This is a genomic window from Microbacterium sp. 10L49 (assembly GCF_056395125.1).
In genome coordinates, this window is the sequence record NZ_JBFTIW010000001.1 from 908042 (window position 1) to 929698 (window position 21657).

The window sequence follows — 21657 nt, forward strand, 5'->3', positions numbered from 1 at the left end:
AGCGGCCGGCCGGCCGGCATCCGTTCCTTTGAGTGCAGCCGACGCGCTGGCCGTGTGGGAATCCGCGATCCGGAAGAAGAAGGTCAGCGTCGACGTGCTGCGCAGCGTGCGGTGGTGCTCCGAGAGTGCGCGGCGGCTCATGAAAGCGGCCGACATCCTGTCCGACTCCGGGCTCGAGACGCACTTCGTTGCACTCATGCGCGAGATCGGGGTCGTCGTGCGTCAGCAGATCATCATCGACGGGCACCCCGTCGATGCGCTCATCGGCGACCGCCTGATCGTGCAGCTCGACGGCTTCCAGTTCCACAGCACGGCCAAGGATCGCCGCCGCGATCTGCGGGCAGATGCCCGGCTGGCGCTACGGGGCTTCGTGGTGCTGCGCTTTCGACTACGCCCAGCTCATGTTCGAGCCGCGCTATGTTCAGGACATTGTCCGCGCGGCGATGGCACAGGGACGCCACCTCGGTACGCGCTGATCCGGCACCCGGGCTCCGGACCGTGACCTGGATCGACGTCCCTGATGTGCATCCGGACCCACGTCCCCGGAGCCCCATCCCGAGACCAGGACGAATGACCGAGATCAGGCGGATCCGAGGCAAATCGTCCTGATCTGGGTGAATGTTCCTGATCTCAGGACGTGGACCGGATTCGGCCGGCGACACGGCGCGGAACACCTCCCGGCACTCAGCCGAAGAGGGTCGCCGCTGCGTCGTAGCGGTTGCGCGGCACCGTGTTGAGCTCGCCGAGGGCGTCCTCGAACGGCACGCGGACGATCTCGGTGCCGTGCAGGGCCACCATCTGCCCCCATGCCCCATCGACGACCGCATCCGCGGCGTGCATGCCGAGCCGCGTCGCGAGGACGCGGTCGAAGGCGGACGGGGCGCCTCCGCGCTGGATGTGACCGAGGATCGTCGCACGGGTCTCGATGCCCGTGAGCCGCTCGATCTCCGGGGCGAGTAGATCGCCGATGCCGCCGAGCCGCGGGCGGTTGAACGCGTCCAGGCCCTTGTCGCTGTACGCCTCGTCCATGTCCTTGAGCTTGAAGCCCTCGGAGACCACGACGAGCGGTGCTCGCCCGCGATCGTTCGCGCTGGACACGAGGGCGGCGATCTCCTCGAGCGACATCGGCACCTCCGGGATGCAGATCACGTGCGCTCCGGCTGCCATGCCCGCGTGCAGGGCGATCCAGCCCACGTGACGGCCCATGACCTCGGCCACCATGCAGCGCCGGTGGGAGTCACCCGTGGTGCGAAGACGATCCATCGCCTCGGTGGCGATGTTGACGGCCGTGTCGAAGCCGAACGAGTAGTCGGTGGCGCGCAGATCGTTGTCGATGGTCTTCGGCACCCCGAGGACGTTGATCCCCTCCTTGAACAGACGATCCGCGGCCGCCAGCGTTCCCTCGCCGCCGATCGCGATGATGCCGTCGATCTTGTGCCCGTACAGCGTCTTGGCGATGTTCTCCGCGCCGCCGCGCGGGCCCTCGTACGGGTTGGTGCGGCTGGTGCCGAGAATGGTGCCGCCGACCTTCGAGAGTCCCTTGACCTCGTGCCGCGTCAGGGGGAAGAAGTCGCCGTCGACGACGCCGCGCCAGCCGTCGCGGATGCCGACGAATTCGAGGCCGTACGCCTCGGTGCCCTTGAGCACGACGCCGCGGATGACCGCGTTCAGGCCGGGGCAGTCGCCGCCGCTGGTCAGGATGCCGATCTTCATGGGTCGTCCTCGGGAGGGAAGGGGATGGAAGCGCGGCGCCGTTGCCTCGTTCGACCCTAGTGCCGATCAGCTCTCCGGCGCCATTCGACAGCACCGAAAAGCGGCGTTCTTACGCACCCCATCACGGACTTCTCGTCTTCTTGAAGAAAAACGGCGCTCCGCCTCCAGAAACCGGGAGAAGAAGCGCCGTTCTTGACGTTCGCCGTCGGGATGCGGTCAGTCGCCGCCGAGCGCCTGACGAAGCAGGTGCATGAGCGCCGCCAGCTGCACAGGCTCGCTCGCACCCTCCTCCACGGCCTCGCCGTCGAGCGCCCGAGCCGCGAGGCCCTGCTTCTGGTCGATGAGCTCGGCGATCTTCGTGTCGAGGGTGTGCGCCGCGATGATGCGCCATGCAGTGACCGGCTCGTCCTGGCCGATGCGGTGCACGCGGTCGATCGCCTGGGTCTGCTCCGCCGCGGTCCAGCTGAGCTCGGCGAGCACGACGTTCGACGCGGTCTGAAGGTTCACGCCGACGCCGGCCGCGGTGAGCGAGCACACCGCGATCCCGACCTCGGGGTCGCCGTTGAACGCGTCGACCGCCTGTTGCCGCGCGATCGCGGTCTGGTCTCCGCGGAGCGACACCGAACGGATCCCTGCGGCCGCGAAGTGCGCCTCCGCCTGATCCATCACGTCGACGTGCTTGGCGAAGAACACCACCTTGCCGACGGAGCGCTGCAGCTGCGCGGCATAGTCCGCAGCCAGCAGCGCCTTGGCCTGGCCGATCTTGCGCACCATGGTGAAGACGTTGTCCCCGCCGGTGCCGGCGGCCTTCGACTCCTCCAGCTCGCCGTGCGCGACGAGCCGGACGATGTCCTCGTCGATCTCGCCGTGGGCGAGGCCCCGGTCTCCGCGCGCCTCGATGATCCGGCGGTACTTCGCCGCCATCCGCGCGCCGAGTTCGGCCTCGGCCTGCCGGATCCCGCGCCCGAACTCGTCGTCCAGCTGCACCGGCAGATCCGCGATGAGCTTGTCGGGCAGGTCGGCCGCCACGTCCTTCTTCTTGCGGCGCACGATGCCCATCGAGATGACCGCGTCCCTGGCCTCGCCGTAGAACGACTTGTCCGCGGGTGTCAGCCCCGTGGCGTCGAGCTTGTCCGCGAGCTCCGCGGAGGGGCGCTCACCGTTCGTCCAGCCGAGGAAGCGCCAGATCGCGTCGAAGTCCTCGACGTCGTTGATCAGCGGAGTTCCCGTGAGGGCCATGAACAGGGGATGCGCACCGGCGGCCTGCTCCCGAATGCGGGAGGCCAGCGCCAGCACGTTCTGCGAGCGCTGCGAGGACAGGTTCTTGATGAAGTGCGCCTCGTCGACGACCATGCCGCGTAGGCCGATCTCGCCCAGCCAGGACAGATGCCGATCGAGGATCTCGTAGTTGACGATGAAGATGTCGGCGAACGCGTCCACGTCCTGGCCATCGCCCTGGATCACGGCGGCGCGGCGCTGCGGAGTCCACCGCTCGACTTCGCGCGCCCAGTTCATCTTCACCACGTTCGGGACGACGACCAGAAGCGGATACGCGTCGGCGATGGAAGCCGCGAGCACCGACTGCGCGGTCTTGCCGAGACCCGGCTCGTCGGCGAGCAGGAACGAACGATGCCCCGCACGCACCGACTCGAGGAAGCGCGACTGATGCACCATCACCTCGAGGCCCTTCGGCGAGAGGTGGTCGTACTCGGGCAGCGGCGGCAGTTCCATCGAGGCCATCCCCCCGCCCGCCCCTGACTCGAACGCCTTGTACAGCGGCCCCATGAGGTCCCAGCCGTCCAGGCGGCGTCGCGGGGTGGACGCGGGCCGCGGGGTGAGATCGGGCGCCAGGAACGGGTTCGCCAGCATCCGCGACTCCACGGACGGCGGGGTCACCTGGCGTTCGGCGAGCGCTGCCGGCACCACCGGCGCCTGCTGCACCCGGATGACATCGGCGATGACGAGCTCCTCCGGCGCGAGCTCGGCGCCGGACTCCAGCAGCCAGTCGCGGCGCATCCGCTTCGCGACGGGGCTCGTGGCCTGGTCCGCCTCGAGCAGCTGGATCAGCGACGTGTCACGCGCGGCGGTCTTCGCGAGGATGGTGGCCACACCGTCCAGACGCTTGAGCTGCTCCGCGCGGGCGGCGTCGCCGAGCGCCGCGTCGCCCTTGGCCCTGGCACGCTCCTCGCGCACCAGGAACGCGATCACCTGGAACTTGACGCGGTTGGTGGGGCCGAGCTTCCCGTGCTGGGCCTTGGCCTCGATCTCGCGCACCTTGCGCGCGAGAATCGGGATCAGCGGCGCGTCTTCGTCTCGACGCGACGTCTTCTTCCGCCGAGTGGCGGTCGCCGTGGTCGGCATGCTCCTCCTGAGCGTGGATGCCGTCTCCAGAGGACGGCGACTGATCCGAACAATGACCGTCGGGATGATGCTGCGTCCCGACGATGCGTATCCGCGGACGGGCGGCTGCCGAGAGGCATCGCAGACCGAGCGGACGAGAACCCCGCAGGCGTGCATCGCGCACGTCGATCACAACGGGTTCGCGGTCAGTTTACGCCACGCGAGCCCCCGTGCGGTCACTCAGCGGGCGAGTTCGCGCGATCCGGTTCGCTCACGCCCAGCAGGAGCCGCGCCTGCGCCACGTCCGAGGCGATGCCGTCGACGAGCGCATCCATGCTGTCGAAGGCCGTCATCCCCCGCAGCCGATGGGTGAATTCCACCGTCACGTCATGGCCGTAGAGGTCCAGCCCGGGACTGTCGATCGCATGCGCCTCGACCTGGCGCTGCAGCACGTCGTCGAACGTGGGGTTGGTTCCGACGGAGATCGCCGCGGGGTGCATGACGCCGGTGGTGTGGTCCACCAGCCTGCCTGCGTAGACGCCGTCGGCCGGCACCATCTCGTCGAGGAGGGCAGGAAGGTTCGCAGTCGGGAATCCGAGTTCGCGGCCGCGCTTCAGACCGTGCACGACCTCCCCGCGCACCGACACTGGGCGCCCCAGCACGGCTCCCGCGAGCGCGACGTCACCCGCGGAGAGCAGCTCGCGCACCCACGACGAGGAAACCCGTCGATCGGTGCCCTCGAGGAAGACGTCCTCGATCACGTCGACCGTGAAGTCTCTCCGCGCGCCCAGCTCGGCGAGCAACGCCGGGGTTCCCCTGCCGCCACTGCCGAAGCGGAAATCGCGGCCGACGAGGACGGTGGCGACATGCAGCGCGTCGACGAGAATCGCCTGGGCGAAGTCCTCCGCCGTGCGCGAGGCCAGCTGCTCGTCGAAGGTGAGCACGAGAACCGCATCCAGACCGCACGCCGAGAGCAGCTCGATCTTGCGCTCGACGGACACCAGATCGTCCGGGCACCGATCCGGACGCAGCACGCTCAGCGGGTTGCGGTCGAAGGTCACGGCCACCGTCTTCGCCCCGATGCGCGCCGCGTCCTGCTGCGCGCGGCGGAACACCGCGCGGTGGCCGGCGTGCACGCCGTCGAACTTGCCGATCGCGGCGACGGTGCGTCCGAAGTCCGCGGGGACCTCGGACGGATCGCGGAAGACGATCATGCGGCGGATCCCTCCGACGAGCCGACGCCGGAGACGGTGGCAACGGTGCGGGACGGACGATGCGTGATGAGCCACCACAGCCCGACCATCGGCAGGAACAGCGGGATCAGCACGTAGCCGAGGCCGAACTGCGACCACACGGTCTGGTGCTGGAAGAGCGCGGGGTGGGTGAGACTCAGCGTGCCCACGACCAGCACGCCGACGAGCTCGAACACGATCGCGACCCAGGCGACGCGGTACCAGCCCGGGCGGCCGGATCCGATCAGAGCGAGCGTCGCGACGATGTAGACGACCGCGGCGACCGCCGACAGCGAGTACGCCAGCGGAGCCTGGTCGAACGCGCGCACGATCTGCACGAAGGATCGGCCGGTGGCTCCCAGCGCCATCACGGCGTACACGATCACGAGCACGCGGCCCACGCCGCGCATCCGAGGGCGAGACGGCACGACCGAGGAGGTCCCCGATGGGGACGCAGGGGAATCGGACGGGGTCGAGGATCGCGCGGTGCTCATGGCAGGGTCCATTCTACGGAACCCGATGACACCGGGTCCGCACAGCCGGTGCTGCTCAGCCGCCGATCGGCGTCGTCCAGATCACCTGCATCCGCCAGATCATGACCGCGATCGACAGTGCGACCACGCCCATGATCACCGTGCTCCAACGGGAGCGCTCGAGCAGCGCCCAGACCGCTCCGCCGATCGGCAGCAGCACGGCGGAGACCAGATACACGCCGTACTCCAGCGGGTCGCCGAGAGCGGGATTCCCCGTGAACGGCAGCACGATGGCCAGGACGACCTGCACGATCAGCAGCAGCTCGATCAGGGCCAGCGATCCCACGGTCCAGTCACTCGGACGCTTGCCTGCGAAGCCCATGATCAGGCAGAACAGGCCCGCCGCGACCGCGACCGCGATCTGGATGACGGTGAACCACAGGATCATGACGCCCCCTCCGGCATGTTCATGGCGCTCTTCAGGTCATCACCGCGACGCTCCACGATCCCGATCAGCACACCGTCGGGATCGATCGCCGCGGCGCGCGGACCCTCGAGCCTGGCACGCTGGGCGACCAGGCGCTTGCCGTGACGCAGATCGGCCGCTTCCTGCGCGCTGACCGCGAGGACGGGAAGGATCCGGGCCGCCGCAGCGGCAGCGGTGAGCGGCCGCGCCTCTGCGAGAGTTTCCAGCATCGAGGCATCGGCCACGTCGAACGGCCCGACACGCGTGCGGCGCAGCGCCGTGAGGTGGGCGCCGACGCCCAGGGCCGCCCCGAGATCGCGAGCGAGGGCGCGAATGTAGGTTCCGGACGAGCAGTCCACGACGACGTCGAGGTCGCGCATGCCGTCGTCGGCGGGGCTGTCACCGAGCACGTCGAAGCGCGACACCACCACATCGCGGGCAGCGAGGACGACGTCCTCCCCCGCGCGCACGCGATCGTACGCCCTGCGTCCGTCGACCTTGATCGCGGAGACGGCGCTCGGCACCTGCGAGATGGCGCCGGTGAGCGCGGCGATGCCGGCGGCGATCTCATCCGCAGCGATCGCGGAAACACGCTCGGGGTCGGCCGAGGCGGTGATCTCGCCGTCCGCGTCGTCCGTGCTCGTGCTCTGACCGAGGCGGATGGTGGCGTGGTAGGTCTTGTCGGCACCCACCACGAAGGTGAGCAGACGCGTGGCCGCTTCGACGCCGATGACGAGAAGCCCGGTGGCCATCGGATCGAGCGTACCGGCGTGCCCGACCTTGCGGGTGCCGAACACCCGGCGGGTGCGGGCGACGACGTCGTGACTCGTCATCCCGCCCGGCTTGTCGACGAGCAGGATGCCGCTGGTTGCCATGCCCCCAGCCTAGAGGCCGCGACAGTTCGGATCCGACCGGTCCGCCGGCGATGCGACGCGGTTCCGCGGGAGCGGTAGCGTGGACTCCCGTGGCCGACTCCCCCGCCTCCGCGCCGATCGCGTCCGCGCTGATCGCCTGGTACCGCGAGCACGCGCGGGACCTGCCCTGGAGACGGGCGGAGTACCTCGCCGCGTACGGAGCGTGGGGCGTGCTGGTGAGCGAGTTCATGCTGCAGCAGACGCCGGTCAACCGCGTGATCCCGCATCTGGAGGCGTGGCTGGCACGCTGGCCCGATCCGATCTCGCTCGCCGCGGCGACTCCGGCCGAGGTGCTGCAGCAGTGGGCGAACCTCGGATATCCCCGACGCGCGCTGTGGCTGCACCGGGCCGCGATCGCCGTCCGCGATGAGCATGGCGGGGTGACGCCGCGCGACGTCCCCGCACTGCTGGCGCTCCCCGGCATCGGCGACTACACGGCTCGCGCCGTGTCGGTGTTCGCGTTCGGCGACCGCCATCCCGTCGTGGACACCAACACGCGACGGGTCATCGCCCGCGCCGTGCACGGGCGGGCCCAGCCGGATCCTCCTTCACGCCGCGATCTGGACGACATGCTCGCGCTGCTGCCCGACGAGGCGGGGGACGCCGCCGTCATGAACGCCGCGATCATGGAGCTCGGTGCGACCGTCTGCACCGCCCGCAGCGCGGACTGCGCACGGTGCCCGCTCGCCGAGCTCTGCGTCTGGCGCGCCGCGGGCTTCCCCGACGGCGAGGACCGGCGGCGACGGCAGGCGAAGTACGAGGGTTCGGACCGGCAGGCGCGCGGCGGCGTGCTCCGCGCGTTGCGGCACGCCGAGGGCCACCGTCTGCCCGCCGATGCCGTCCTCGCCGACTGGCCGGATCCGGTGCAGCGCGACCGTGCGATCGACTCGCTCGTCGCGGACGGGCTGCTCGAGGCCACCGATGGCGAGCTGATGCTGCCGCGCTGACCGGCCACGGACCGCCGCTGTCCGCGCGCCCCTCAGAGGTGCTGGTCGGTGCGGTGTGCGAGCACCGTCAGCTCGTGACGGGTGCGCACGTCGAGCTTCGCGAAGATCCGGCCGCCGTGCACCTCGACGGTCCGCACCGAGACGTGCAGCGCGAGCGCGATCTCGCGATTCGCGCGCCCCTCGGCCATGAGCAGAGCGACCTCGAGCTCACGGGCGGTGAGGACCGGCTCCCAGGCCGCGCGGCAGACCTCCAGCGATGACGGCACGGCGCCCGTCTCTCCGGCGGCTTCCGCCGCGCGCAGCCGACGCTCGGCCATCATCCGCAGTCGTCGATCGACCATGCCGCGCCATGCCCGCGCCCCGGACTCCTCGAACAGGCTCCGCGCGGCGCGCAGGTGCCGCACGCCTCGGCCGCGGTCGCCCCGTGCCGCGCATGTGGAGCCCAGCAGCGCCTCGACCCTTGCCCGCTCGAAAGGCGAACGGATCCCCCGGCTCTCCTCGGCCACCGCATCGAGGTCGGTACGCCAGGATGACTCGCGCGCGGCTCTGACGCGCTCGCGCAAGGTCCGTGCCGCCGTCGCCTCGGGAGGCTCCGGCGCCGTCGCCGCACCCAGCGGACCGATCTCGTCCAACCCGGGCAGACCGAGGGGCTCGGAGGGTCTGCCGCGGTCCGTCCACAGGCCCATGTGCACGGCGGCCTCATCGCTGCGTCCCTGCAGATAGGCGTCGATGGCGCGGTCCACGAAGCCATCGGGCTCCTGCGGCCACGGAACGGATGCGGCGAGCTCCCGCGACAACGCTCCGATGCGGCCGTCCACGGCGAGATCCAGTCGCCGGGACAACGCCACGGCGAGACCGGCGAACGGCAGCGCCACGGGGAGCTCCGCCGCGGACGCGGCGAGAAGCTCATGGGCGGTGCCGATGCGTCCCGCCCAGACATGCAGCAGCACTTCGGCGACGGCACGGCGGGCGCGCAGCAGCGGACCATGCTCCTGCAGACCGGTCACGGGAGCGTCGCCGCGGATCGCGACAGGCTCGGCCAGTGCGCGCACCCCGGCATCCGGGTCGCCGTCGAGGCCGGCGCAGAGCGCGTGCGCCACGCGCTGGACGGCGTCGCCGTCGTCGATCGCCCCTGCATCCGCGTGGCCCGCCAGCGCATCGCACCAGGCCAGCAGCGTCGCCCGCACCTCCGTGTCCTCACCGAGTCGTGCCGCGATGGCGAGCCACGCGGTGCTGCGTTCGCGGTCACCGCGCTCAGCGCCGAGGGACGCGCCCAGCACCGCGGCGAGCCGGTATCCCGGGCCGGACGCATCAAGCGGGACCAGCAGATCGGGCGCCGGCACCGCGCCCTGTCGCAGCGTGTGCGCGAGCACGAAGGCCGCCGTCGCCTCACCACGATGTGCGCCGTCGACGCGCATCGCCTGCTCGATGCGTTCCACGGCATCCGCTACCCAGCCTCCGGCCAGCGCCGCACGTCCGCTGCACAGCAGCGCGCTCGCGTGCGCGGACGATCCCGGTTCGGCATGCTCCACGGCCTCTGCCGCGCAGGACCAGGCACGCTCGGCAGCTCCGTCGCGCAGCGCCGCGTACGCCAGCTCGATGAGCGGTTCGACCAGGCCGGGATCGGCCGCCACGGCGCCACGGGCGCGGTGCCACAACGCCGCGTGCTCATCCCCTGCCTCGGCGAGCACCACGGCCAGCCGTTGGTGTGCACGCAACCGATCCTGCGATGTCGCCGTCGCCAGCAGATGCGCACGCAGTGTCGGATCGGCAAAATGGAACCTCCCGCCGCGCAGCTCGGCGAGACCGACGAGCTGCGACCGAGCAACGCCGTCCGGATCACACCCCACGATCGCGCCCAGCGCCTGCACCGATCCTGAGCCGCACAGCGCGAGCGCGAATGCGCGCTCCCGATCCGCGTCGCGCGGCAGCACGCGCTGAGCATGCGCCTCCAGCGCGGGGGCTGCCGGAAGGGCGTCGGGCAGCACCCGCCATCCCCGGCGATGTTCAGGATCCAGCGCGGCCAGCATCTCAGCGGCCGCGACGGCGTCACCACCGCAGATGCGATCGATCGCGGAGCGCACGTGCGGCGCGACATCGTGGGTGCCGCAGGCCAGACGGTCGGACTTATCCTCCGACGGCGCACCGGGCGCCCGGATCCTCGCCCGCTCTTCGGTCCTGCCTGTCGTCGCGCCGTTCATCGCTGCGCAGCCCCCCGCCGCCATCGTGCGCCACTTCGCGCACGTGGGTTGGATGCTAACAAGAGACGAGCGCGGATCCCAACTTCTTAGACCCGGTGGAATAATCGCCCAACGCAGGAGACATGCGCGCAAGCAACGACGAGAGGCCCTGGGACACAGTGTCCCGGGGCCTCTCGCAGCGATGTCACGGTGCCATGGCACCGCCCTGAATCGATCAGTCCTCGTCGCCCTCGCGGGGCTTCACATACGGATCTTCCTCGCCCGCGAACGCGGCGGACGCGGCGATGCCGGCGACCTGCTCGTCACGTTCGCGCGCCTGCCGGAGCAGATCACTGATGTGGTCGGCGTTCTCGGGCAGCGCGTCGGGGATGAACTCGAGCGTGGGCACGAGCCGGATGCCGAGCTGACGTCCGACCTCCTTGCGCAGGAGCCCGGTCGCTGACGTGAGCGCCGCACCCGAGGCCACGCGCTCCTCCTCCGTGCCGAGCACGGTGTAGAACGCGGACGCGTGCTGCAGATCACCGGTGACGCGCACGTCGGTGATCGTCACGAAGCCGAGGCGCGGATCCCGCAGCCCCTTCTCCAGCCGCTCAGCGAGGATGACGCGGATCCGATCCGCGAGTCGTGCCTGTCGTTCTCCGGCCATGTCCTTACCCTCTCACTCTTTCGCCCGCGTGGAACGCAAGCGCGGAGCAGGAAGGCACCCTGTGACGACCGTCGGGGCGTCCGCGAAGCGGACCGGGGCCCCGTAAGGTCGGCACAGGATGCCATCCTGCGCAACCACGTGCTTATGCGCGCGGCTTCTCCACCATCTCGGTCGTCTCGATCTCGTCGCCGACCTGGATGTCGTTGTACTTGCCCAGGCCGATACCCGCCTCGAAGTCCGTGCGGACCTCGGTGACGTCGTCCTTGAAGCGGCGCAGCGACTCGATGGCCAGGCCATCGGCGAGGACGATGCCGTCGCGGATGACGCGCGCCTTGGCGTTGCGCGTGATCGTTCCCGACCGCACGATGACACCGGCGATGTTGCCGAACTTCGAGGAGCGGAACACCTCGCGGATCTCGGCGACACCCGACTGGACCTCTTCGAACTCCGGCTTGAGCATGCCCTTCAGGGAGTTCTCGATCTCGTCGATCGCGTTGTAGATGACCGAGTAGAACCGCACGTCGACGCCCTCGCGGGACGCCGCCTCACGGGCCTTCGGGTCGGGGCGGACGTTGAAGCCCACGATGATCGCGTTGTCGATCGTCGCCAGGTTCACGTCCGACTCGGTGACCGCGCCGACACCGCGGTGGATGATGCGCAGCTGCACCGAGTCGTCGACCTCGATCTTGAGCAGCGACTCCTCCAGCGCCTCGACGGCACCGGACACGTCGCCCTTGATGATGAGGTTGAGCGTCTCGACCTTGCCCTCTTCGAGAGCACGGGTGAAGTCCTCGAGCGAGATGCGCTTGCGGGCCTTCGCCAGCTGCGCGTTGCGCTCGACGGCTTCACGCTTCTCGGCGATCTGACGGGCCATGCGGTCCTCGTCGGTCACGATGAAGACGTCACCGGCACGCGGGACCGAGTTCAGACCCTGCACCTGGACCGGGCGGGAGGGAGCTGCGGCCTCGACCGCGTCACCGTTCTCGTCGATCATGGCGCGGACGCGTCCGTATGCGGTGCCCGCGACGATCGCGTCACCGATCCGGAGGGTTCCGGACTGGATCAGCACCGTGGCGACCGAACCGCGGCCCTTGTCGAGCTTCGCCTCGATGGCGATGCCTCGCGCGGCCTTGTTCGGGTTCGCGGTGAGGTCCAGACCGGCGTCCGCGGTGAGCAGAACGGCGTCCAGGAGCTCCTGGATTCCGGTGTTGGCACGTGCGGAGACGTCCACGAAGATGACGTCGCCGCCGTACTCCTCTGCGACCAGGCCGTACTCGGTGAGCTGCTGACGGACCTTGGCCGGGTTGGCCTCGGGCTTGTCGACCTTGTTGACCGCGACCACGATCGGCACCCCGGCCGCCTGGGCGTGGTTGAGCGCCTCCACCGTCTGCGGCATGATGCCGTCGTCGGCCGCGACCACGAGGATCGCGATGTCGGTCACCTGCGCACCACGGGCACGCATGGCGGTGAACGCCTCGTGACCCGGAGTGTCGATGAAGGTGATCGCGCGCTCGATGCCCTCGTGCTCGGTCCACACCTGGTAGGCACCGATGTGCTGGGTGATGCCACCGGCCTCGCCCTCGATGACGTTGGTCTGCCGGATCGCGTCGAGCAGTCGGGTCTTACCGTGATCGACGTGACCCATGACGGTGACCACCGGGGGACGGATCTCGAGGTCCTCCTCGCTCTCCGCCTCCAGCTCGGCCTCGAGGTCGAGACCGAAGCCCTCGAGGAGCTCCTTGTCCTCGTCCTCGGGCGAGACCATCTGAATCGTGTAACCGAGCTCGGCGCCGAGCACCTCGAACGTCGCCTCGTCCAGCGACTCGGTGGCCGTGGCCATCTCGCCGAGGTTGAACAGGATCGTCACGAGCGTGCCGGGCTGCACGGTGTAGCCGCGCAATGCCTCGAGCTTGTCCGCGAAGTCGGCGATCGAAGCACCGCGACGCAGACGGATGATCTCGCCGTTGCCCTTCGAGACGTTGACGCCGCCGACGACCGGCGCCGACCGCATCTCGAATTCCTGCCGCTTCGCCCGCCGCGACTTGCGCTGCTTGCTCTTGCCGCCGCCCTTGCCGAACGCGCCGGCCGTACCGCCGCCGGGGCCGCGGCCGCGGCCGCCGCCACCGCCGGGACGACCGGCGAAACCGCCGGCCGGGGCACCAGGAGCGCCACCGGGGCGCTGGAACCCACCGGCACCGGCACCACCGGGACGGCCGGGGCCGCCGGTGCGCTGCTGGAACGGAGCGCCGGGACGACCGGCACCGCCGGGACGACCGGGACCACCGGCACGGCCGCCGGGGCCGGGACGGGGGCCGCCGACGCGCGGCGAGCCGGGGCGCGGAGCCTGCGGACGCGGGATGTTGCCCGGCGTCGGGCGCTGGCCCATGCCCTGCGCGGAGGCGAACGGGTTGTTACCCGGACGCGGACCCGCGGGACGCGAGCCCATACCCTGCTGCGAGGCGAACGGGTTGTTGCCGGGGCGAGGTGCGCCGGGGCGCGGGGCGCCGGATCCGCCGGGCTTGTCCGCAGACGGCTTCTCCGCAGCGGTCTGGGCCGGAGAGGGCGCAGCCGGAGCCGCGGGAGCCTCGGCCGCCGGTGCCGGGGTCGGCTCTGCGGGCTTGGCCGGTCCCGGCTTCGGGCCGGGAGTCGGCGCCTTCGGGCCGGGCTTGGGCGCGCCGGAAGACGCTGCTGCGGGGGTGGCCGCAGCAGGCTTGGCGGCCGGGGCGGTCGCGGAAGCGGCGCCGGCCGGCTTGTCGGCCTCGATGGCAGCACGCAGCTTGCGCGCGACCGGGGGCTCGATCGTGGATGAGGGGGACTTCACGAACTCGCCGAGCTCCTTGAGCTTCGCGAGTGCAAACTTGCTGTCGACGCCGAGTTCGGCGGCGATCTCGTGCACGCGTGGTTTACCAGCCACAATTCTCCTGTCAGGGTCGGTCCGCCCTGGCAGGGCAGACCACTAGTCGCGGACGGGTCTCATTTCGAGCCGTTCACTTTGTTTCCATAGCCGTTCAGCCGTTTCTCGAGGGTCTGCATGTTCTCTGCTTCCGGGAATTCCATCGCAGTGGACACACGGAGTGCACGGGCGAAGGCGCGTCGCCGCAGGGCGGTGTCCACGCACTCCGGAGTCGGATGCACCCACGCACCCCGCCCCGGCAGCACGGCCTGCTCGTCGAAGACGAGCTCACCATTCCGGATTGCCACCCTGAGCAGGGCGGTGCGAGATGCACGAGCGCGGCAACCGACACACGTTCGTACAGGATCCATCTTACACCTCGGGCGCGGCAGGCGAACGCGGCCGCTCAGGCCCCGTCGAGGATCGAGTCCGGCTGGATGTCGATCTTGGCGCCGGTGAGCTTCGCAGCGAGGCGGGCGTTCTGCCCCTCCTTGCCGATCGCGAGCGACAGCTGGTAGTCGGGCACCAGGGCCCGCACGGCCTTCGTGCCGGCGTCGAGCACGAACGCGCTGGTGACCTTGGCGGGCGACAGCGCATGCGCGACGAACGTCGCGAGATCCTGGTGATAGTCGACGATGTCGATCTTCTCCCCCGCGAGCTCCTCGGTGACCGCGCGGACACGGCGGCCCATCTCGCCGATGCACGCGCCCTTGGCGTTGATGGCGGGGTCGTTCGCCTTCACCGCGATCTTGCTGCGGTGCCCGGCCTCACGGGCCAGCGCGACGATCTCGACGAGGCCCGCGGCGATCTCCGGCACTTCGAGTGCGAAGAGCTTGCGCACGAGACCCGGGTGCGTGCGGGACACGGTGATCGCGGGACCCTTCATCCCCTTGGCGACCGACGTCACGTAGACCCGGATGCGGGTTCCGTGCGTGTACTCCTCACCTGGGACCTGCTCCTCGGGCGGGAGGATCGCCTCGACGGATCCGAGGTCGACGTGGATCATGCGCGGGTTCGGGCCCTGCTGGATGACACCGGCGACGATGTCGCCCTCCTTGCCGCGGAACTCGCCGAGAACGGCGTCGTCGGCGATGTCGCGCAGGCGCTGGCCGATGACCTGCTTCGCGGCGAAGGCGGCGATGCGGCCGAAGTCATCGGGAGTGGAGTCCTCCTCGCCGATGACCGCACCCTCCTCATCGCGCACGGGGATCAGCACGGCGACGTGGCCGGTCTTGCGGTCGAGCTCGACGCGGGCGCCTTCGGTCAGCACGCCCTCCGCCGAGTCATGCTTGGCGTAGGCGGTCAGGACGGCCTGTTCGATGATCGCGATCAGCTCGTCGAAGGGGATCTCCTTCTCCCGCTCGATCGTGCGCAGCAACCCGAGATCGATATCCATGACGGCCTCCCTGTTCAGCTCTCGTCGGCGCGCACCCGCACGCACGACATCCGTACAACGATACCCTGGCGAGACCCGTCTCGGCGAAGGCTGGTGGCCGCCGGGTCCGAGATCCCACCGACGAAGACCCCCGAGGAGAACGCGTGCCCGAGTTCGACACGATCGTGATCGGCGCCGGCATGTCCGGTACGACCGCAGCGCGGCTGCTCACCGCGGCCGGGCAGCGCGTGGCCGTGCTGGAGGCGCGGGACCGGGTCGGCGGGCGCATGCACACGGACCGCGGCGCGGGCTTCTCCGTGGATCTCGGCGCGTCCTGGATCCATGGCATCGAGGATTCCCCGCTGTGGGAGCTCGTGCGGGCCCTGAACGTGCCGACCATCGAGTTCACCGTGGGCAGCTTCCAGGCCGGCGGCCGCCCCATCGCCGACTTCGACGGCGAGGCGCGGCGCCTGTCCGCCGCAGAGAGTGCGCAGTGGGTCACCGACGTCGCCGCGGCCGACCTCGCGGTGGAGCAGGAGATCTCCCGGTCCTCCCCCGGCGACACCTACCTCGAGGTGACGGAGCGCGCCTTGGACGCCCTGGAGCGGCACCGGGATGCGATGGATCCGGAGCGCGTCGACGAGATCCGCGAGTTCTTCCGGCACCGCGTCGAGGAGCAGTGCGGCGCCTGGATCGGCGACCTCGACGCGCACGGGCTCGACGAGGACGCGATCGACGGCGACGAGGTCGTCTTCCCGCGCGGTTATGACGAGTTGCCCGCCCGCATCGCCGCCGGGCTCGATGTCCGGCTCGAGCACGTGGTGCGGCGCATCGTGCGCAGCACGGAGGGAGTGCGGGTCGAGACCGATCGCGGCGTCTTCACGGCCGCACGGGCGGTCGTCACCGTGCCCCTCGGCGTGCTGAAGGCCGGCGCGATCGCGTTCGAGCCCGCGCTGCCGGCAGAGATCGCGGATCCGATCGCGCGGCTCGGGATGGGCGTGTTCAACAAGATCTTCCTGCAGTTCCCCGAGCGCTTCTGGGAGGAGGGGGTGTACGCGATCCGCGCTCTCGGCGAGCCCGGCGAGCACTGGCACTCCTGGTACGACGTGTCCGCGATCAGCGGCCGGCCCACGCTGCTGACCTTCGCCGCCGGGCCGTTCGGGAAGCGTGTGCAGACGCTGACCGACGACGTGATCTCCGCCGATGCCATGGCGGCGCTGCGCCGGCTCTACGGCGAGGACATCCCCACGCCGGTCGCGCGCTGGATCACGCGCTGGGGACAGGATCCGTTCTCGCAGGGCTCCTACTCGCACCTCGCGACCGGATCCTCGCACGAGGACCACGACGCCCTCGCAGGCCCGGTCGACGGGATGCTGCACTTCGCTGGAGAGGCCACCTGGGGCGCAGAGCCGGCGACGGTCGGCGGCGCCTATGCCTCGGGGGTGCGCGCCGCAGAGCGCGTCCTCGGCCACGCCGTCGATCTCGACGCCTTCGCCGCGGGGATCCTGCGCTCCGAAGCCTGAGTCGCGGGCCGGGTCAACGGCGCGGCGCGGATCCGAATCGGTTGATCGCACCGATGATGCGGAACAGGCCGCCGACCGCGCGCTGATCCAGGTGCATCGACAGCCGCGGCAGCTCGACCCGGTCCTTGTCGGCCAGTTCGGCCGGGTGCGGGCCGGATGCTTCGATGCGGCCGGATGAGAGCAGGGATCCGAACTGCTCGTTCAGCTGGGCGATCTCGTCGGAGGTCGCAGCGGCGCGCAGCCGCAGCACCAGCAGATCGCCCACCCACCGCAGCGAGTCGTAGTTGCGCCAGAACCCGGTGATGACGGCCGTCGCCTCCGACACCGAGTCCGTGATCTGGACGCGGTCGAAGTCGCCGGGAGAGATCACCCCGGTCGGTGCGAGGTCCTCCTGCACGAAGCGCTCCAGGCCGCGCCAGAACGTCCCGCCGGGCTCGTCCAGCAGCACGATCGGCATGGGTTCGGCCTTGCCGGTCTGCTGCAGGGTGAGCAGCTCGAACATCTCGTCCAGGGTGCCGAAGCCGCCGGGGAGGCAGATGAAGCCGCGGGACTCCTTCATCAGCATGAGCTTGCGCGTGAAGAAGTACTTCATCGCCACGACGTGCTCCTGCTCGCCGACGATCGTGTTCGCCTTCTCCTCGAACGGGAGTCGGATGGACACCCCGAGAGAGCGCTCGGGGCCCGCGCCCTCAGCAGCGGCCTGCATGATCCCCGGGCCCGCGCCCGTGACCACCATCCAGCCCTCCGCGGCGAGCGCGGCCGCCACGTCGCGCGCCTGCCGGTACAGCGGGTCGTCCTGGGCGGTGCGGGCGGATCCGAAAACCGTTACCTTCGGAACCCCGTGGAACGGCGCGAACAGCCGGAACGCATCACGCATCTCGCTGAGCGCGGCGGAGGCGATCTTCAGGTCGAGACGGTCCGCGCCGTCCTCGCCGAGCAGCACTGCGGTCTGCAGCATACGCAGGATGAGACGCCGGTCGGCGCGCACTCCGGCGCCGTCGAGCACCGTGTTGATCTCGGCCCGGAGGGTCGGAGGCAGGATCTCGTCGGTCATGCCTCCAGCGTGTCACGCCGCGATGAAGGGCGGGTGCCGCCGCGCGGAGCGGACGATGCCCCGTGGGCTCTCTCAGCCCAGCGCAGTCCAGGGCATCGGCCGCTCCGGCAGCCGCGCACTGTCGTCGGGGAAGTACGGCAGCGCCTCGCCACCGGCGCGGATGCATAGCCAGCGCAGTTCGCCGGTGCTGTCCGGTCGCGCGCGCCATGTGCGCGGCACGCCCTGGCCGACGCGCACGACCGTGCCGGGCCCGACTTCCACGACATCGTCGCCGACACCCATCTGACCGTGCCCGGCGAGGAAGACGTAGAGCTCCTCGATCCGGGAGTGGGTGTGCCAGTAGCCCGCCTCCTCGCCGGGAATCAGGGCGTTGGCGGTCATGCCGATGTACTGCATGGTCAGCTCATGATCGACGACGCGTCGTCCGTCGCGGGAGCGAGACTCGTCGAACCCGCCGTGGAAGTCCCGCCATTCGTCCGGGCTGCCGATGCTCATGACCTCGTAGTCGCTCATGCACTCTCCTCCTCTGCGCTCTCGCGCGCTTCCTCACCATCACGCCGTGTCCGGAGCCATCCTGATCCGTCGCGCGTGTACACGATGCGGGTATGCCGACGATCGGTCGAGCCCTGCCAGAACTCGATCCGGCTCGGCACGATCCGCCAGAGCACCCAGTCCCCCTCGGCCACACCGGCCCGCGCCGCGGCCGATCGCGCCGCGAGGTCGGCCGCGCTCTCGTCGGACGCGGCTTCGCGCACGGGGCCGCGCACCCTCACGGCGCGCAGCACCGGCTGCCACCAGAAGTTCAGGGCGGCCGCGGGGTTCGCCGCGAGCTGCTGCCCCTTGGCGGATGAGCGCGGTCCGGCGAACGCCCAGCCGCGCTCGTCGACATCCTTGAGGATGAGCGTGCGCGAGTCCGGAACGCCATCGGCATCGACCGTCGCCAGGGTCGCCGCATGCGGTTCGGCGACTCCCGCCTCGGCCGCGGTGGTGATCCAGTTCAGAAAGAGGGCGAGCGGATCGTCCGGCACCGATCCGGGGTGCAGCGCCGGTGCGGATCCGGTGAGCGCGGGGCGTGCTCGCAGCCAGGCGGCAGGCGTGGTCTCCATGTCTCCATCCTGCAGGACGCGCGCCGGCGGCCGACCCAGCGCGCCGCGAACCGGGCTGCCCCGCACGGATCTCACGACGAAGCCCCGCGCATCCTCGTCGGATGCGCGGGGCTTCGCAAGGTGTCGTCGCTCAGCGCGCAGTGAGCGACTGCACTGCCTTCTCGATGGAGACGGTGTCACGTTCGCCGGTGCGGCGGTCCCACAGCTCGACCTGGCCGTCGGCGGCACCGCGGCCGACGACGAGCACACGCGGCACGCCGACCAGCTCGGCGTCGCCGAACTTCACACCGGGCGAGACCTTGGGGCGGTCGTCGTACAGCACGTCGAGCCCGGCTGCCTCGAGCTGCGCGGACACGTCAGCCGCGACATCGAAGGCGAGCTGATCGCGACCGGCCGCCACCACGTGAACGTCGAACGGCGCGACCGCGGCGGGCCAGATCAGTCCCTTCTCGTCGTTGTTGAGCTCGGCGATGATCGCGAGGATCCGGGTCACGCCGATGCCGTAGGAGCCCATCGTGACGGTCACCAGCTTGCCGTTCTCGTCGAGCACCTTCAGCCCGAGCGCCTCGGCGTACTTGCGGCCGAGTTGGAAGACGTGGCCGATCTCCATGCCGCGCGCGAGATGCACCGGGCCGGATCCGTCGGGCGCGGGGTCGCCCTCGCGCACGTTCGCGATCTCCACGACGCCGTCTGCGGCGAAGTCACGGCCGGCGATCACGGAGTGCGCGTGCTTCTGGTCGATGTTGGCGCCGGTGATCCAGCTCGTGCCTTCGACGATGCGGGGATCGAGGAGGTAACGGATCCCGGTCGCGGACTCCTCGCCGAGGATCGCCCCCGTGGGCGACCACGGGCCGATGTAGCCCTTGACGAGCAGCGGGTTGTTCTCGAAGTCGTCCGCCGTCGCGGCTTCGACTTCGGCGGGAGCGAAGGCGACCTCGGCGCGTTTCTCATCGACCTCGCGGTCGCCCGGGATCCCGACGACGACCAGTTCGCGGGTGCCGTCGAGGTGAGTGAGCGCGAGCACGACGTTCTTGAGCGTGTCGGCCGCGGTGAACTCCCCCTCGAGGTTCGCGTTCGCGTGCGCCACCAGCGTCTCGATCGTGGGCGTGTTCGGCGAGTCGAAGATCACGGGAGCGCCGTCGGCGTCGAACGGGACCACGTCGGGGACGGCCGTCGTGTACGCCTCGACGTTGGCCGCGTAGCCGCCACCGGAACGCACGAAGGTGTCCTCGCCGACGGGGGTCGGGTGCAGGAACTCCTCGCTGCGGGAGCCGCCCATCGCCCCGGCATCGGCCTGCACGATGACGTATTCCAGCCCGAGGCGCTGGAAGATCCGCTCGTAGGCGTCACGCTGTGCCTGATAGCTGGCGTCGAGGCCGGCGTCACTGGCGTCGAAGGAGTACGCGTCCTTCATCGTGAACTCACGGCCGCGCAGGAGTCCGGCCCGGGGCCGGGCCTCGTCCCGGTACTTGTCCTGGATCTGGTAGATCGTCAGCGGCAGGTCCTTGTACGAGGAGTACAGGTCCTTCACGAGCAGAGTGAACGCCTCCTCGTGCGTGGGCGCGAGGAGGTAGTCGCCACCCTTGCGATCGTTCAGGCGGAAGAGCAGGTCGCCGTATTCCTCCCAGCGCCCTGTCGCTTCGTATGCCTCGCGCGGCATGAGGGCGGGGAAATGCACCTCCTGAGCGCCCGCGGCAGCCATCTCCTCACGGACGACCTTCTCGATCCGCGCCTTGACGCGCAGACCCAGTGGGAGCCAGGCGAAGATGCCGGCAGCCTGCGGTCGGATGTATCCGGCGCGGATCAACAGCTTGTGGCTCGCAACCTCGGCGCCGGCCGGGTCTTCGCGGAGCGTACGGAGGAAGAAGTTCGAGAGACGAGTCACCACGGCACAAGTCTAGTGACGGCGATCGCCCCGCCTGTGCGGGTGCGCAGGCGGGGCGATCGGTCGGACGGATCGGCTCAGGGGCCGACGCTCGTCAGTTCAGCGCGCGGATGCTCGCCGGGATGATGCCCCCGGCGTAGATCTCGGCGGCGTTGTCCTGCAGCGCGGTGAGGGCGACCCGCTGCGGCAGCGGACCGAAGGAGATCCGGGCGGCGCCGAGCGCCTCGTACTCGGTCGAGGTGAGCGCGCCGGGCAGACCGATCACGCTGACCTTGCCGTGCCCGATCCCGTCGACGAGGGCGCGGGTGGTGTCGGCGTCGAGGATGCCCGGCACGAACACGCAGGTGGCTCCGGCGTCCAGGTAGGCGCGGCCGCGCTCGATCGCGTCGGCGAGCGACTCGGAGACCGGGCGTCCGCCACCACGGACGAAGGCGTCGGTGCGCGCGTTCAGCACGAACGGGACGCCCTCGGCCGAACCTGCGCGGATCATCGCCTCGACATTCGCCGCCGCCTCGGCGAGGGGGCGCAGCCGGTCCTCGATGTTGGCGCCGACCACGCCCGCGCCGATCGCGAGACGAACCGTCTCCCCCGCGTCGTCGTAGCCGTCGTCGAGATCAGCGGTCACGGGCAGCTCCACGGCGGCGGCGATGCGCCCGACCATGTCGAGCATGAGCTCGCGCGGGATCGCGCCGTCGGCGTAGCCGAAGGACGAGGCGATCGAATGGCCGGCCGTGGCGATGGCCGTGGTCTCCGGAAGGGCGGCGATCGCCTTTGCGGAGACGACGTCCCACACGTTGACGACGCGGAGGATCTCGGGGGCCGCGTAGAGCGCGGCGAGGGTGCGGGCCTTGTCGGCGGTGCTGGTCATGACACCACGCTAATGCCCGCC

Annotated in this window: 19 protein-coding genes; 3 read left to right on the forward strand and 16 right to left on the reverse strand. The window is 70.4% G+C overall.

The genetic code is table 11. The features are described 5' to 3' along the window. The first annotated feature begins 28 nt into the window (after positions 1-28). The gene (locus tag AC1DCT_RS04320) at positions 29-502 is read left to right on the forward strand and encodes a DUF559 domain-containing protein (RefSeq protein WP_477427672.1); all 474 of its coding nucleotides are present in this window, start codon (positions 29-31) and stop codon (positions 500-502) included. Between the two features lie 182 nt (positions 503-684). Here the strand turns inward: AC1DCT_RS04320 and AC1DCT_RS04325 are convergent, their stop codons facing one another. The 6 genes from AC1DCT_RS04325 to truB all read right to left on the reverse strand — a co-directional run bounded on the left by AC1DCT_RS04325 (position 685) and on the right by truB (position 7099). Continuing rightward, on the reverse strand, positions 685-1713 hold the full coding sequence (locus AC1DCT_RS04325) for a 6-phosphofructokinase (protein ID WP_440732166.1): 1029 nt from the start codon (positions 1711-1713) through the stop codon (positions 685-687). Between the two features lie 216 nt (positions 1714-1929). Continuing rightward, positions 1930-4074, reverse strand: coding sequence for a DEAD/DEAH box helicase (locus AC1DCT_RS04330; RefSeq protein WP_477427674.1), 2145 nt, complete (start codon positions 4072-4074; stop codon positions 1930-1932). 215 nt (positions 4075-4289) lie between these two features. Beyond that, positions 4290-5267, reverse strand: coding sequence for a bifunctional riboflavin kinase/FAD synthetase (locus AC1DCT_RS04335; protein ID WP_477427675.1), 978 nt, complete (start codon positions 5265-5267; stop codon positions 4290-4292). Continuing rightward, positions 5264-5695, reverse strand: coding sequence for a hypothetical protein (locus tag AC1DCT_RS04340; RefSeq protein WP_441976149.1), 432 nt, complete (start codon positions 5693-5695; stop codon positions 5264-5266). Before AC1DCT_RS04340 ends, AC1DCT_RS04335 begins: the two co-directional genes overlap by 4 nt. Before the next feature lie 139 nt (positions 5696-5834). Then, positions 5835-6206: a hypothetical protein gene (locus AC1DCT_RS04345; RefSeq protein ID WP_441976008.1), complete on the reverse strand. Its 372-nt coding sequence runs from the start codon at positions 6204-6206 to the stop codon at positions 5835-5837. Next, entirely contained in the window at positions 6203-7099 is an 897-nt protein-coding gene (gene truB / locus AC1DCT_RS04350) for a tRNA pseudouridine(55) synthase TruB (protein ID WP_441976007.1), read from the reverse strand. The genes AC1DCT_RS04345 and truB overlap by 4 nt, the downstream gene beginning before the upstream one ends. Before the next feature lie 89 nt (positions 7100-7188). Here truB and AC1DCT_RS04355 point away from each other — a divergent pair, with 89 nt between their 5' ends. Continuing rightward, positions 7189-8085: an HhH-GPD family protein gene (locus tag AC1DCT_RS04355; protein ID WP_441976006.1), complete on the forward strand. Its 897-nt coding sequence runs from the start codon at positions 7189-7191 to the stop codon at positions 8083-8085. Between the two features lie 32 nt (positions 8086-8117). Here the strand turns inward: AC1DCT_RS04355 and AC1DCT_RS04360 are convergent, their stop codons facing one another. From AC1DCT_RS04360 to nusA, 5 genes are all read right to left on the reverse strand, one after another. Continuing rightward, positions 8118-10169 (reverse strand): LuxR C-terminal-related transcriptional regulator, encoded by a 2052-nt coding sequence (locus AC1DCT_RS04360; protein ID WP_477427677.1) that lies wholly within the window; start codon positions 10167-10169, stop codon positions 8118-8120. A gap of 331 nt (positions 10170-10500) precedes the next feature. Then, positions 10501-10932 (reverse strand): 30S ribosome-binding factor RbfA, encoded by a 432-nt coding sequence (gene rbfA / locus AC1DCT_RS04365; protein WP_440732173.1) that lies wholly within the window; start codon positions 10930-10932, stop codon positions 10501-10503. A 142-nt stretch (positions 10933-11074) separates the two neighbouring features. Next, positions 11075-13846 carry a translation initiation factor IF-2 gene (gene infB / locus AC1DCT_RS04370; RefSeq protein ID WP_477427679.1) on the reverse strand — a complete coding sequence of 924 codons (2772 nt, stop codon included), beginning with the start codon at positions 13844-13846 and terminating at the stop codon, positions 11075-11077. Between the two features lie 59 nt (positions 13847-13905). Then, positions 13906-14196 (reverse strand): YlxR family protein, encoded by a 291-nt coding sequence (locus AC1DCT_RS04375; protein ID WP_440732175.1) that lies wholly within the window; start codon positions 14194-14196, stop codon positions 13906-13908. A gap of 35 nt (positions 14197-14231) precedes the next feature. After that, the gene (gene nusA / locus AC1DCT_RS04380) at positions 14232-15221 is read right to left on the reverse strand and encodes a transcription termination factor NusA (protein WP_440732176.1); all 990 of its coding nucleotides are present in this window, start codon (positions 15219-15221) and stop codon (positions 14232-14234) included. A 143-nt stretch (positions 15222-15364) separates the two neighbouring features. On the opposite strand from nusA, the gene AC1DCT_RS04385 reads away from it, so the two are divergent. Beyond that, the gene (locus AC1DCT_RS04385; RefSeq protein WP_477427681.1) at positions 15365-16723 is read left to right on the forward strand and encodes a flavin monoamine oxidase family protein; all 1359 of its coding nucleotides are present in this window, start codon (positions 15365-15367) and stop codon (positions 16721-16723) included. A gap of 13 nt (positions 16724-16736) precedes the next feature. On the opposite strand, the gene AC1DCT_RS04390 is transcribed toward AC1DCT_RS04385, so the two are convergent. The 5 genes from AC1DCT_RS04390 to AC1DCT_RS04410 form a co-directional block, all read right to left on the reverse strand. Further along, the gene (locus tag AC1DCT_RS04390) at positions 16737-17777 is read right to left on the reverse strand and encodes an LOG family protein (RefSeq protein WP_440732178.1); all 1041 of its coding nucleotides are present in this window, start codon (positions 17775-17777) and stop codon (positions 16737-16739) included. Positions 17778-17849: 72 nt separating this feature from the next. Beyond that, on the reverse strand, positions 17850-18290 hold the full coding sequence (locus AC1DCT_RS04395; RefSeq protein WP_477427683.1) for a cupin domain-containing protein: 441 nt from the start codon (positions 18288-18290) through the stop codon (positions 17850-17852). Then, entirely contained in the window at positions 18287-18883 is a 597-nt protein-coding gene (locus tag AC1DCT_RS04400; RefSeq protein ID WP_477427684.1) for a pyridoxamine 5'-phosphate oxidase family protein, read from the reverse strand. The genes AC1DCT_RS04395 and AC1DCT_RS04400 overlap by 4 nt, the downstream gene beginning before the upstream one ends. Positions 18884-19013: 130 nt before the next feature. Then, positions 19014-20771 (reverse strand): proline--tRNA ligase, encoded by a 1758-nt coding sequence (locus tag AC1DCT_RS04405; RefSeq protein WP_477427686.1) that lies wholly within the window; start codon positions 20769-20771, stop codon positions 19014-19016. Between the two features lie 91 nt (positions 20772-20862). Beyond that, entirely contained in the window at positions 20863-21636 is a 774-nt protein-coding gene (locus AC1DCT_RS04410) for an isocitrate lyase/PEP mutase family protein (RefSeq protein ID WP_477427688.1), read from the reverse strand. Positions 21637-21657 lie beyond the last annotated feature (21 nt).